Below are 12,917 nucleotides of genomic sequence, written 5' to 3' on the forward strand. Positions count from 1 at the left end.
CGTAGAGTGAAATTTTAAATTCAGCTATTTCAGGTCAAAAACATGGCGATGTAGAAGTTAGTCTTGCACATGCCATTTTTATCTCTTATCCTACTCAAGGTCATCTGTCTGTCAGGAAGGAGTTCCTTATGAGTGAATCGATAAGAGGTAACCACTCCCATCTGTTACTGTCAGATAGGATTTATATAGAACAGGAGCTTAACCAAGGCTCTACTTTTTATTCCATTGCAAAGGTTCTGCACAAGGATCCTACTACCATTTCAAAAGAAGTTAAAAGATCCAGAAGTATTGAATCCCCATATCAGTGGTGGGATAAATGCAGACTTTGCTGGGACTACAAAACCTGTAGGGAACGGGATGTATGTGGCGACAACAAGTACCGCAAATGTAACAAAGCTTGTCGTTACTGTTACCGCATGGATCCAACTAAGTATTGTAAGTACTTTATTCCCTATGTTTGTTATAAACCAACCAAGGCTCCATTTGTGTGCAATTCCTGCGATCATTACAGAGATTGTCCTTTAGAAAAAGCCTACTACTCTGCCACGGCCGCACAAGAAAAGTATGAGAAGAAACTGGTCAACTCAAGGAAAGGAATAAATCTCACTCCTGAGGAATTGCAGCAGCTAAACGATCTTGTTTCTCCACTGGTTCTCAACGGGCAGCCATTAAGTCATATATTTGCTGTGCATGCCGATGAGATACCTGTATGCAGACGTACTCTTTACAACTACTTCGACCAACGCGTCTTCCAGGCAAGGAACATTGATCTGCCCAGAAGAGTTCGTTATAAAAAGCGAAAGAAGCGCTCTGAACCAAGAGTAAAAAACATAGAACAGGTATACCGCAACAAGCGTACATACAAGGACTTTGAGTTCTTCATGGAGCATCATCCTGATCTCGATGTTGTCGAGATGGATACCGTTAAAGGTGGTCAGGCTAGTGGAAAGTGCCTGCTCACTCTTCTGTTTAGAAGTTGCAGTTTTATGCTTGTTATCCTATTACCAAGGTGTACTCAGGAGTGTGTCGTGAACGCTATCAACGAGCTCTACTCTACACTTGGGCCGCGCCTTTTCAAGAAATACTTTCCTGTGATTCTTACCGACAACGGGTCGGAATTCAAGAACCCCTGGGATATAGAAAAGACTGAAGATGGCAAGCAGCGCACCTATGTATTCTATTGCGATCCTTATGTGTCTAACCAGAAGGCCAGACTTGAGAAGAACCATGAATACATTCGCTATGTCATTCCAAAAGGTCGAAGCATGCACAAGTACACTCAGGAAGACATCAACCTTATGGCAAGTCACATCAATTCAACAGCCAGAGACAGCTTAAATGGAGCAACTCCATTTGACCTTGCTGAACTGCTTTTAGACAAAAGAATACCGGCTCTAACAGGACAGCAAAAAGTCTCCCCAGACTCAGTCATGTTAAAACCGGCTCTCATCAATAAATAAAAAATAGTAAGCAGACAGATGACCACTTATGTCTCAAATTTCATCAAAAATCATCCCGAGACGAGTGGAATTTAATTTTTCTCAAACTGCTCCAGTCGTCTGTTTGCCATACAACAAACAGAAACGATGAACCGATTTTATCACGTTTTTCAGAGGTCTCAAAGCACAATTTTATGAAATCATTCCTCAAAATCGCAAAAGAGACCATTTTTCATAGGTAAAGTGGAATTTACTTTTTCATTTGACCAGCTTTTGACCCTTTTGACTTCTTTAGCCACTACCTATCCAGCGAACAGTCTAGATATTGCTCTTAGCCCATCTACAAAGTAAAAAAATGTATCAGACATACCAAAATGAAAAAAAAATTAAATGCTATTAAAATACGGTTAAATCCATGTATAAGGCCCAAATTCATCCTATAATAGTATGTAGATTTGAACTGAATATGATATTTCTATATATCGTAGTTCTGATAATTAGGAGGGTGGATAATGAGTAGAGTTTCAGAAGTAACAGCTTTGCAGCAAAAGAGGGTTGCAGAAATGCAGGAAAGAATGAAGGAAGGAAACATTCCTGATTCAGTAAAGATGGAGCTCATGGTTCAGAACATGACTCAGACACTTAATGATATCTCTTATACTCTGGCAATCATCGCAGATATGAAGAAAGAGAAGAAATAAAAAGGAAATCTAAAAGGAGCCAGCAAGATTTTTATCCCTGCTGACTCCTATTTTTATTTTGAATTCATTGTATCTAAGCAGTTAAACTGCATCAGCTTTTCTTCTTAGAACCACAGCTAGCACAACTGCAATTTCCAGAACAACAGGAGCATCCGCCACCCTTTAGCTCATTTCTAAAAATCTTGAAGGCATGTCTTCCACTAAAGAAAAGAATTACTGCCAAGATTCCGATTACTATAACATTTCCGATAATAGATGACATGTTGAACACCCCTTTCCTAAATAAAACAAAATAACAATATAACAAATAGGCTTTAATACTTAAGCTGTAGCCTTAACTGAGTTAGGATTTACATCTGCTTCTGTAGCCTGATATCCTTTTCTGAAAATAAGATATAACAATGCTCCAAGAAGAACAATACCTACTACAGTTCCAACTCCAAAGGTAACTTCACCAACGATGAGTCCACCAATATTATAAACGATAAGTGCAAGAACGTAAGCCCAACCTGTCATGTAACCAATTGCAGCCCATGTCCACTTGCGGTTATTCATCTCACGCTTGATAGCACCGATCGCTGCAAAGCATGGAGCACAAAGGAGGTTGAAAATCATGAATGCGAAGGCTGCGATTGGTGTATAGTCTGCAGCGACTCTATCCCAGATCTGATCTCCTTCTTCGCCAAGCTCATCAGCTCCGTCCTGATCATCATAGTTATAAAGAACTCCGAATGTTCCTACTACTTCTTCCTTAGCAACAAGTCCTGTAACTGTAGCAACTGTAGCCTTCCAGTTACCAAATCCAAGTGGCTTAAATACGAATGATGCTGCATTACCTACACCTGCGAGAAGCGAAGCATCCATAGAATTTACATCTTCCTCTGAAATATCCATCTTATCAGCAAGCTCTGCTACATACTGGTCTGTAACAATAGCCTCGTCCTCAAAGAGATTATCTACAAGTCCGAAGTGTCCGTTTACATTACCAAATGCAGATAAGAACCAGATGATAACTGAAGAAACAACGATAACTGATCCAGCTCTCTTAATAAATGACCAGCCTCTTTCCCAAGTTGCACGGAGTACACCAGCAACTGAAGGAACGTGGTAAACAGGAAGCTCCATAACGAATGGTGCTGGCATTCCTGCAAAGGCCTTAAACTTCTTAAGGATGATACCTGAAAGAATGATTGAACCAATACCAATGAAGTAAGCGCTGGCAGCAATAAGTGGTGATCCACCAAATACAGCACCTGCAATAAGTCCGATGATAGGAAGCTTAGCTCCACATGGCATGAAGGTTGTTGTCATGATTGTCATCTTACGATCACGCTCATTCTCGATAGTTCTACTTGCCATAACACCAGGAACACCGCAGCCTGTAGCAACAAGGCAAGGAATGAAAGACTTACCTGAAAGACCAAACTGACGGAAGATACGGTCCATAACGAAGGCTACACGAGCCATGTATCCAATATCCTCAAGAATAGAAAGGAGAAGGAAAAGAACCAGCATCTGAGGAACGAAACCAATTACAGCTCCAACACCTGCTACAATACCATCCTGAATAAGTCCATAAAGAACTGTTCCTTCTGCAACACCGAATACACCAAGAATAGAATCAAAAAGACCTGGAACCCACTCGCCAAAGATAACATCATTGGTAAAGTCAGTAGCCCTAGTACCGATTGAAACACTCCAGCCACCCATGGCAATCGCATAAATAAGGAACATTACAACTGCAAAAATAGGAAGACCAAGAATACGGTTAGTAACGATCTTATCAATCTTATCAGATACAGAAAGCTCACCCTTTGCTCTACCCTTCTTAACAGCCTTAGAAGTTACTGAAGTAATAAAGTTATATCTCTCATTTGTAATGATTGATTCGCTGTCATCATCAAGCTCTTTTTCACAGTTCTTAATGATCTCTTCGATCTTACTCTTCTTATCTGCTGAAAGATTAAGTGAAGCCAAAGCCTTCTCATCTCTCTCAAAAGCCTTAACAGAGTTAAAGTGAAGGAATTTAGAATCTGATACTCCGGTAAGCACACTCTCAATCTCTGCAACAGCTGTAGCTGCAGCGCCTGTGATCATTTCCTTTTTCTGATGAACCTTACCACTCTTTGCAGCATCTACTGCCTTCTTGATGAGTGCATCAGTTCCCTCGCCCTTAAGAGCTGAAAGCTCAACAACTTCACATCCAAGAGCCTCAGAAAGAGCAGCCACATTGATCTTATCTCCGTTCTTACGAACAAGATCCATCATGTTAAGAGCTATGATCATAGGGATGTTAAGCTCAAGGAGCTGAGTTGTGAGATAGAGGTTACGCTCAATGTTAGTTCCATCTACAATGTTGATAATAGCGTCTGGTTTCTCGTTAACCAGATATGTACGTGATACCACCTCTTCCAATGTGTATGGTGAAAGGGAATAAATACCTGGAAGATCCTGGATTACAACATCCTTATATTCAGCTCCCTTAAGCTTACCTTCCTTCTTTTCAACAGTAACGCCTGGCCAGTTACCAACGTACTGTCTGCTACCTGTCAGATCATTAAACAAAGTGGTCTTACCACTATTTGGATTACCTGCTAAAGCAATCTTGATTTCCATTTCTGCCTCCTAAATTCCTCATTAAATACTTTTTCATCTCATATCAGTGCTTCTTGGTTGTGTTAGCTATTGCTTACACTCTGGTAAAAAAATAGATTACTCAACCTCGACAAATTCAGCATCAGCCTTACGAACAGTAAGCTCATAGCCTCTAACTGTAAGCTCGATAGGATCTCCCAAAGGTGCTACCTTACGAACATAAACTTCAGCGCCCTTTGTAAGTCCCATGTCCATGATCCTACGTCTTGTAGGGCCTTCCCCATGTAACTTCTTGACTGTTGCAGTCTGTCCAATTTCAACATTTCGAAGTGTCTTCATTGATATTCTCCCTTTTTATTTAGTAAATTGCATAGCAATTCCTTATCAGTTATCAGTTCCAAAGCCCCAGATATAAGTATTCGGAGCAAAAGAAATTACACCAGAATTCTGTTAGCAAGTGTTCTATCAAGAGCAATTCTGCTGTCCTTAACATTAAGTATCATGTTGCCACAGTTCTCGCTTACAACTGAAACCTTCTCACCTACTACAAAACCCAGTGTAGCAAGATGCTGCCTTACTTCATCATTACCTGAAATTTTCTTAATTGTCACGAGTGTGCCGGTGTTGGCCATTGAAATAGGCATCATTCTCCCTCTCTTTCACTTTCATCAACTGTTAAAAGAACTAAACCAGTCAGCCATTGCTAACTCAAAAGCAAAAATAATTGGTTAGTATTCGCTAACCGTATGTTAGTTTATTCTAACTGAAAGTTTTTGTCAATAATATCTTTTTTACAATATAAAAGATTTTTTCTCGATTACTTTTGAATGTTTATGTTAGCCTTTGCTAACTTTATGTTATCTTTTTTGAAAATGATTGTCAATAAGCATCTTCTATTTATATGATGAAAATTACATTATACAATTCTTCATTTATTAAAATACGCATATATAAAACAAAAAACTGACTAAGAAAGTATAAATTTCTTAGTCAGCTCTTTTATCATATTATTCAATTATTGATCTTACAGCTTATATGCAAAGATCATTCAATTACCAATCTCTTAGATCAGAGATCTTCCTTACTCTTCATACGTCCGATGGCATCCATAGCAAGCTTACTACGCTCACACTCAGATGCAGAAAGAGTGATCTGCCAAGCAAGTGGACTACCCTTCATACGCTCTGAAGCATAGGAAAGACCATTGGTACGCTCATCAAGGAATGGTCTGTCGATCTGATTAGGATCTCCAAGAAGAATAATCTTGGTGTCCTTACCTGCTCTGGTGATGATACCCTTTGCCTGATTAGGCGTCATGTTCTGAGCCTCATCAATAATAAGGTAGGTCTTAAGAATAGATCTTCCTCGAATGAAGTTAAGAGCTTCGCACTGGATAATACCGCGGTCAAAGACCTCATCAGTTTTACCCTGTAGCTCTTTTTCATCCTTGTAGCGCTCTTCCTCATTGGAATCAATGAGCTGCTCAAGGTTATCGATGATAGGTCTCATAAGAGGAGAAATCTTCTCCTGCTCATCACCTGGCAAAAATCCAATGTCATCATCGAACTGGGAGTTAGGTCTGCACACAAGGATCCTACGATACTCGCCGGTTGGCCTGTTGATCAGCTTCTCAAGGCCTACAGCCAGTGAATAGAATGTCTTAGCAGTTCCTGCCATACCCTTTACAATAACCAGTGGAGCCACATCTGCTGGCTGCATAAGTGCTTCCTGAAGGAAGTACTGACCGGCATTTCTTGGCTTAACACCATAGGGCTGTGTCTTTTCAAAATCAAGCTTCTTGATCACCTTACCACATACACGGCCCATCTGGGTCTTGTTGGTGGACTGATCAGCCCTGATAATAACAAACTCATTTTCATACAGCTCTGGGCTGTACTGATTACCCTCCTCGTCACAACAGTAAACCTTATCAACAGGAATACCTTTTTTCTTGAAATCCTTAAAGATTTCTTCAGGGGCATATACATCAACACGGCCGCTATACTGCTCGCCCTGACCTGCCACCTGCTCAGTAGTGAAGTCCTCAGCCTGAACCCCAAGAATCTGCGCTTTGACACGCATCAGAATATCCTTGGTGACCAGAATAACCTGCTCCTGACTACTGTCCTTTAGACCTTTACATACCTTAAGGATACGATTATCGGACTTGTACTCCGACAGATCCTTAGGAAGTTCAACATCCTTGAAGTTCTTCTCGACCCTTAAGGTGCCGCCCTTATCAAGGCTAACGCCCTTAACCAGATCTCCTGAGCCACGAAGCTGTTCGATAAGCCTTATTGCCTCTCTGACATTGGCTCCTCGCTCACCCTCATCTCTCTTGTGGGCATCGAGTTCCTCCAAGACTACCAGCGGAAGAACGACCTCGTTATCATCGAAGCACTTAATTGAAATAGGTGCCTGAATCAAAACGTTGGTGTCCAGTACGTAGATCTTCTTCATGCGTAGGTCCCCCTCTATTTGTATGACTTGTACATTAATTATACCACATATAGTATTTTCACAATATTTTTTTATTATTCAGATGGCCCTAATATTAATTATCATCAAGAAAATCGCAAAATTAACATTCAGTATTTAGTCAAAAAAATATCCTGATACGATAAAATATCAGGATATTCTTGAGTTTATCTATTTAATTATCATTGCCATAGCGGAGAAATCACGGTCCGCAGCACCATATTTAATATCAACCACTCCTTCAGGAATCTGAAGGTTATTGACCCTTGCAAACTCCTCCATGGAAACAGAGTTTTCAAATCTGTGATAGATCACAAGACTCTCATCTCCAAGGGTTCTAACAACAAGCTGACCTCCAGTAGGCTCTGCATAGCTCTTTGTATCAGCCTCCAGCACTGTGGTCTTACCATCCTTAATTATATGGGACACCTTATTGTAAAAAGAAATACCCTCATCAATTAAGTTCCACTGATGGTCACTAAGGTCATAAATATCGCCGCTAAGGCCCATTCTTCCAAGGAATGTGGCGCACATTGAGTAAAAGATCCTATCATCAGAATCCTCCTTACGCATAACGGACCAGATCTGATTCTGCTCAGGTCTTACAACTCTCTGAAGGTTCGCAGCTATGATAGGCAAAGACTTGGTTTCATGAGCATCTGAAAAGCTAGCCATGGTTGCATGTTCCATGAATGTGCCCTCAAGTCTGTGACCGCCACTTGAGCAGTTCTCTATAACGAGCTCAGGAATCTCCTCCCTCATTCTGTTAAAGAACTCAAGAGTTCCAGCGAGCTTATTTCTAAGGTTCTCGCCATAGGACTCATCGCCATCGCAGCCAATTCCCACAGTATCGTTGTAATCAACCTTGATATAGCCAAATCCGTTGTCCTTAAGGGTATCGATAACCTTCTCTTTAAGGAAGTCCTTAACCCATGGATCCTCCATATCCCAGAATCTGCAGCCTTCCACAGTGATAGGCACTCCATCTCTGTGAAGAACGTGTTCCTTTTGCTCCTCGTAGTTGTGGGCTTTGAAGGATACCACCTCTGGCTCGAACCAGATACCTGGAATCATGCCTTTTTCCCTGACGTAATCCGATAGCTCTTTTAACCCATTAGGGAATCTGTCGGTGTTGATGATCCAGTCTCCTCGGTTCTCCCACCACTGAGAGTCTCCCTCCAGATACCAGCCAGAGTCCATTACAAGGTACTGAATGCCCTTTCCCTCCAGCTTATCTGCGATTTTCTTAAGGTTGCCAATTGTAGGATTGCCCCAGGTTGTGCAGTATTCGTTAAAGGTGATGCCCATATGATCATCCACAGGGCTTGGATTAATTTCCGTAGCCTTCACCAGCTTGTCGCATACATCAAGAAGTGAGTCGCCCTCTGCCACTATTGCCCTAGGCGCGGTAAAAGAGCTACCTCCTTCTATGTTCTTGGTCCAGTGGCCAAAGTCGCGGTCAGCAATGCCGCCTGCAACGGTAAGAGTCTTCTCCTTCCTTACCACAAGCTCTATCTGCCAGGAATTAGGAGCATACAGCATGATACCTGTAAATTTCCCTGTCTTACTGTTTTCAAGAGCAAGGAATGGGAAGTACTTTCTAACAGGCATAGAGCCTACATTTCCAAACTTTTCAATCCTGCAACCGTGCCCAGCCCAGCTCTTTTCCATGTTAAGGTCGTAGATGCTATCTACCTTAAGCTTACCCTCTGCACTCCAGAAGGACAGCATCCTGTAGATCTTGTCTGCCTCAACACCTTCAAGCATAAAGGATGTCATATATTCCAGCGTTACATCCTTCTCTGAATCATTGATAAACGTGGTCTCAACGATGGTGGCATCAGAAGTCTCACTCTTAGTATGGCTTACGTTAAGTGTGAGCCCATCCTCAGTTTCAAGGATAGTCATATCCTCTTCATCCATCATGGTCTTAAAGCGCCTTGCGGTGCCATTATCTACCATGGACAAGCCGCAACAGTAACCAGCTGCATATTCGTCCCCAATAATCTTTACCGAACCAGAAATTCCCTTCATAACCCTCTCCTAAATAATTTGAATTCAAATATCACTATTTCAATAATAAAACTTCTATCATTAATCTCTTGTCACATGTACTAGCTTCATTGTGCTTCCGCAAGACTCCTTGCATACCAGGTACTTCCACCTAGACTCAACACAACTTTTCTACACTCTTCTGCCTTGTCATTAAAGCCAAGAGAACATAAACACCTGTACTTGTAATATGCCCTCTTTACCCTGATATTATTAGTCTTCGCCGGCTCAAAAAGAGCATCTATGCCCCAATTAACCTCATCAAACCTGCCTTCCGAATAGGCAAAGACAAGCTGATAATAAGTAGTCTTAGCTTTATAAATCTTCATAAAGTGACTTGAAACAGCGCCCCTTCTGGCAAACTCTGTAAGGCAATCCGTATGAGCCTTAAGGTCCTCAAGATCCTCCCTAAAAAGAGCTACATCACAGCTGGCAATCTCATAAAACAACTGCCCCGTACCATCAGTACAATACTTCTTCATCACCTCTAAAACCTTGACTGCATCCTCTACTCTACCTGCAAAAAGAAGCCCCGTCACTATATTCGCAAAATGCAGATAGAAATTCCTCTTCTTGTAGGCATGTGAAAACAATGCCATATTCGTAGAAAGAAACTTTTCCGGATTGCAATCATTAGTCAGGTAACCATAGAACTTCCCAAGACGGTATCTCTTATATGCATAATATATAATCACTAAGGCCAAAGTACCGTTTACTATTAACCCCATCTTAAAATATAGAACCTTTAAATATAGAGAAAAAATATGTCCTACAAAATCAAATAAAAACAAGAGAATAAATACAAGAAGGCCCAGAGCAATCAACTTAATAATCCATGCTCCGATCATATACTTCTTAACTTCTTTTTCACTATCCTCATCTATGTCTATATCTATTACTGAACTTAATTCCTTATAAGCCTCCGACATTACTCTTCAAACTCCTGGCTACAATAAATCTAACTAAAGTCCATTATATCAATCCTAGGCCAAAAATGAAGCAAATAATTGTGTCAAATAAGGTGGATTTTGCACATAGGTAAACTATACTCATCCGCATTTTTTGTGAGGGTTCTGGGAGGGCAGTTGCCTGACTCTGCCCTCCCAGAACCCCACAAAAAACCACCGGAAGCACTTAGTACTTCCGGTGGCATTATATACTCGAAGGAAATATTACTTGAAGAATGCCATCTCTTGGTTGAGCTGCTCGGCAACGTCTTTGAGGCCCTTAGCGGAGCCAGCAAGAGTTGTAACTGTAGCGGAAAGCTCCTGCATTGATGCACCTGTCTCTTCGGAGGATGCTGCATTCTCTTCAGAAATAGCTGAAAGAGCACTCATTGTATCAACAACCGCATTCTTGGAAGTCTCGCAAGTCTCTGCGCCAGTAGCAATCTTCTGAACACCACCAACTGTTGATGCGATGTCCTCAAGCATGCTGTTAACACTCTGGAGAGTCTCACCAAGAGCCTCCTGCTGATTGATATTACTATCCTTGATAGACTCAGCTGCTTCAACGGCTGCCTTGGACTGCTCAAGAAGAACATCCATCTCCTGACGGATCTCGTCAGCCATGTTCTTAGAATCTTCAGCCAGCTTACCGATTTCTTCAGCAACTACTGAGAAGCCTCTTCCTGCTTCACCGGCTCTTGCAGCCTCGATAGAAGCATTAAGTGAAAGGAGGTTGGTCTGTGTTGCGATTGAAGAAATACCCTCAACCTTATCATTGATATTAGTAACCGCATTCTGTGTAGCAGAAATCGTAGTGGAAATCTCATCAATCTTACCAGTCATCTCGTTACTTGATTCCTGAAGGTTTGAAAGTGATGCAGAGGATGCTTCTGATGCTTCCTGCATTCTTCCTGCAAGGCCTTCAAGATCTGTTGTTGAGGACTGAACCTCTACAACTGCATCTCCAATGTATCCAACGTTCTCGGATGCTGACTGGATCTCATCAGCCTGCTGTGTAGCTCCGGATGCAATCTCCTGAACTGCATTAGCTACATCTTCTGCTGTCTGAGAAATCTGATTGGCCATATCTGAAAGTTCCATAGAAGAAGTTTCAACAGTATTTGAAGACTCCTTAATATGTGAAACAATCTCAGAAAGCTTACCAATAACAGTGTTGGTATTGTTAACCATTGCACCGAATTCATCTTTTTGTTTAGTATATTTATCTATTGTGTAGAATCTACCGTCAGCCAGCTGAGCCAATGACTCGTTAACTTCCTTGATAGGATCTGTAAAGCTCTTAGCCATGAAGAATGAAACAACGATAGCTACAATCAGCATGATAACCCCAACAATAATTGTTATAAGAGCTGAGGTCTTAGCTGATGACATTGCCTTATTGTAATCAGTTGATACAACAATCTTAAATCCAGTAAGGCTATCCTCATAATAGGACATGATAAGTGGAGTATCAAAGCTTGTCTTATCAACAATTGTTCCAGAACCTCCAGCGCAGTATGGAGTACCAGTAAGGTCATATTCCTGATCAGCTGTGATCTCCATCTTAGCGTGAGCTGCCATGATGTTATTTCTATCAGCAACAAAGGCATCCTCTGTCTTTTCTGCAAGAAGATTATGGAGTTCGTCCAGATTGTAGTTTCTCTGAACTGTACCAATTACGGTTCCATCTGATCCCTTAATAGGTGTACACATTGTAACCTGTCTGGCACCAGTTGTGGTACTTACTATTACGTCAGAAATATATGTATTTCCCTTAAGTGCTTCCTGGAAATACTCTCTTGCTGCTACATTAGTAAGCTCTCCACTGGACTTGGCTACCTGATCACCATCTGTATTGGCTACGGCAATAACATTACCATCACCAATGATATTATCGTAGGCCTGGCACATGGAGATCATTACCTGATCCTCAATGCCAGCAGTTCCTTCCATATACACAATTGTAGTAGGGTTGTCTGCTACTGCCTGTATAATCTCAATGTTTTTCTCAATTTCAGCAGAAAACTCTCTTGCGATGTATCTAGCCTGCCAGCTAAGTGCAGTCTCGGCATCTTCAAGAGCCTTATTTGTAGATGAAACATAACTTATCACAAGCGAAACAATAAGTGGAATTGCTGCAACTGCAAGCATTACAGAAATAAGTCTGGTCTTAATACTCTTCTGGCCAGGCTTCTTCTGAGCATTAGCTTTCTTTGGCTGCTTTACCTCATTAGACATAATAGATTCCTCCGTATAATTTGTACACAAAAACAGCAATCTAACACCTATATTATCCAACAAATTAACGTATTTTAGTATATCTATAAACTTATTAATATATTAAAAAAACATAAAAAAAAGAAGAGTAATTTTCGATTACTCTTCCATTTCTTTTTGTTCCTGTATATCTGCATAGTTCCTGGTGGCATCAGATCTTTTACTACCACATCCCGGACAATACAAGGCATCGCTTGATGCATAGCCTCCGCAGTATTCACACATCCAGTCTGGTCCTGATGAAATCTTATGCTCACTTGGATTAATCGCATTTGCTCTGCTACGGTCCGTAGGAGGATAAAAAGCTACATCCTCATTTCTGGCACTTCCGCAATAGGGGCAATGCCTATAACGGCCAAGGTTACCTATATGTCCACAGTATACGCAGTCCCAAAGGGCTTCCAACCTATAACTTGCCATAATTATTC

Annotated in this window: 11 protein-coding genes; 2 read left to right on the forward strand and 9 right to left on the reverse strand. The window is 41.2% G+C overall.

The window, feature by feature from the left end; all coding sequences use genetic code 11:
• Window positions 1-128 precede the first annotated feature (128 nt).
• On the forward strand, window positions 129-1,460 hold the full coding sequence (locus T541_RS21155) for an IS30 family transposase (RefSeq protein WP_026652973.1): 1,332 nt from the start codon (window positions 129-131) through the stop codon (window positions 1,458-1,460).
• Window positions 1,461-1,951: 491 nt separating this feature from the next.
• Window positions 1,952-2,140: a hypothetical protein gene (locus T541_RS0112090; protein WP_026652974.1), complete on the forward strand. Its 189-nt coding sequence runs from the start codon at window positions 1,952-1,954 to the stop codon at window positions 2,138-2,140.
• Window positions 2,141-2,231: 91 nt separating this feature from the next.
• On the opposite strand, the gene T541_RS21405 is transcribed toward T541_RS0112090, so the two are convergent.
• The 9 genes from T541_RS21405 to T541_RS19530 all read right to left on the reverse strand — a co-directional run bounded on the left by T541_RS21405 (window position 2,232) and on the right by T541_RS19530 (window position 12,909).
• The gene (locus T541_RS21405; protein WP_155839515.1) at window positions 2,232-2,402 is read right to left on the reverse strand and encodes a FeoB-associated Cys-rich membrane protein; all 171 of its coding nucleotides are present in this window, start codon (window positions 2,400-2,402) and stop codon (window positions 2,232-2,234) included.
• 59 nt (window positions 2,403-2,461) lie between these two features.
• Complete coding sequence (feoB, locus tag T541_RS0112100) at window positions 2,462-4,756, reverse strand: ferrous iron transport protein B (RefSeq protein WP_026652976.1); 2,295 nt, start codon at window positions 4,754-4,756, stop codon at window positions 2,462-2,464.
• Window positions 4,757-4,852: 96 nt separating this feature from the next.
• Window positions 4,853-5,074 carry a FeoA family protein gene (locus T541_RS0112105; RefSeq protein ID WP_026652977.1) on the reverse strand — a complete coding sequence of 74 codons (222 nt, stop codon included), beginning with the start codon at window positions 5,072-5,074 and terminating at the stop codon, window positions 4,853-4,855.
• Between the two features lie 95 nt (window positions 5,075-5,169).
• Window positions 5,170-5,382, reverse strand: a complete 213-nt coding sequence (locus T541_RS0112110; protein WP_026652978.1) for a FeoA family protein — start codon at window positions 5,380-5,382, stop codon at window positions 5,170-5,172.
• A gap of 421 nt (window positions 5,383-5,803) precedes the next feature.
• Window positions 5,804-7,195 carry a PhoH family protein gene (locus T541_RS0112115; protein WP_026652979.1) on the reverse strand — a complete coding sequence of 464 codons (1,392 nt, stop codon included), beginning with the start codon at window positions 7,193-7,195 and terminating at the stop codon, window positions 5,804-5,806.
• Between the two features lie 189 nt (window positions 7,196-7,384).
• On the reverse strand, window positions 7,385-9,247 hold the full coding sequence (locus tag T541_RS0112120; RefSeq protein WP_026652980.1) for a glycoside hydrolase family 36 protein: 1,863 nt from the start codon (window positions 9,245-9,247) through the stop codon (window positions 7,385-7,387).
• A gap of 86 nt (window positions 9,248-9,333) precedes the next feature.
• Window positions 9,334-10,194 (reverse strand): hypothetical protein, encoded by an 861-nt coding sequence (locus T541_RS0112125; protein ID WP_026652981.1) that lies wholly within the window; start codon window positions 10,192-10,194, stop codon window positions 9,334-9,336.
• Window positions 10,195-10,437: 243 nt separating this feature from the next.
• Entirely contained in the window at window positions 10,438-12,450 is a 2,013-nt protein-coding gene (locus tag T541_RS0112130) for a methyl-accepting chemotaxis protein (RefSeq protein ID WP_026652982.1), read from the reverse strand.
• Window positions 12,451-12,588: 138 nt separating this feature from the next.
• Window positions 12,589-12,909, reverse strand: coding sequence for a hypothetical protein (locus T541_RS19530; protein WP_034467031.1), 321 nt, complete (start codon window positions 12,907-12,909; stop codon window positions 12,589-12,591).
• Window positions 12,910-12,917 lie beyond the last annotated feature (8 nt).

This window comes from Butyrivibrio proteoclasticus P6B7 (genome assembly GCF_000622085.1).
Taxonomy (GTDB): Bacteria; Bacillota; Clostridia; order Lachnospirales; family Lachnospiraceae; genus Butyrivibrio; species Butyrivibrio proteoclasticus_A.

Bases quoted from the DNA above. Each gene is read 5' to 3' on its own strand.
- T541_RS21155 (WP_026652973.1), top strand. From the start codon at position 129: ATGAGTGAATCGATAAGAGGTAACCACTCCCATCTGTTACTGTCAGAT.
- T541_RS0112090 (WP_026652974.1), top strand. From the start codon at position 1,952: ATGAGTAGAGTTTCAGAAGTAACAGCTTTGCAGCAAAAGAGGGTTGCA.
- T541_RS21405 (WP_155839515.1), bottom strand. From the start codon at position 2,402: ATGTCATCTATTATCGGAAATGTTATAGTAATCGGAATCTTGGCAGTA.
- feoB (WP_026652976.1), bottom strand. From the start codon at position 4,756: ATGGAAATCAAGATTGCTTTAGCAGGTAATCCAAATAGTGGTAAGACC.
- T541_RS0112105 (WP_026652977.1), bottom strand. From the start codon at position 5,074: ATGAAGACACTTCGAAATGTTGAAATTGGACAGACTGCAACAGTCAAG.
- T541_RS0112110 (WP_026652978.1), bottom strand. From the start codon at position 5,382: ATGATGCCTATTTCAATGGCCAACACCGGCACACTCGTGACAATTAAG.
- T541_RS0112115 (WP_026652979.1), bottom strand. From the start codon at position 7,195: ATGAAGAAGATCTACGTACTGGACACCAACGTTTTGATTCAGGCACCT.
- T541_RS0112120 (WP_026652980.1), bottom strand. From the start codon at position 9,247: ATGAAGGGAATTTCTGGTTCGGTAAAGATTATTGGGGACGAATATGCA.
- T541_RS0112125 (WP_026652981.1), bottom strand. From the start codon at position 10,194: ATGTCGGAGGCTTATAAGGAATTAAGTTCAGTAATAGATATAGACATA.
- T541_RS0112130 (WP_026652982.1), bottom strand. From the start codon at position 12,450: ATGTCTAATGAGGTAAAGCAGCCAAAGAAAGCTAATGCTCAGAAGAAG.
- T541_RS19530 (WP_034467031.1), bottom strand. From the start codon at position 12,909: ATGGCAAGTTATAGGTTGGAAGCCCTTTGGGACTGCGTATACTGTGGA.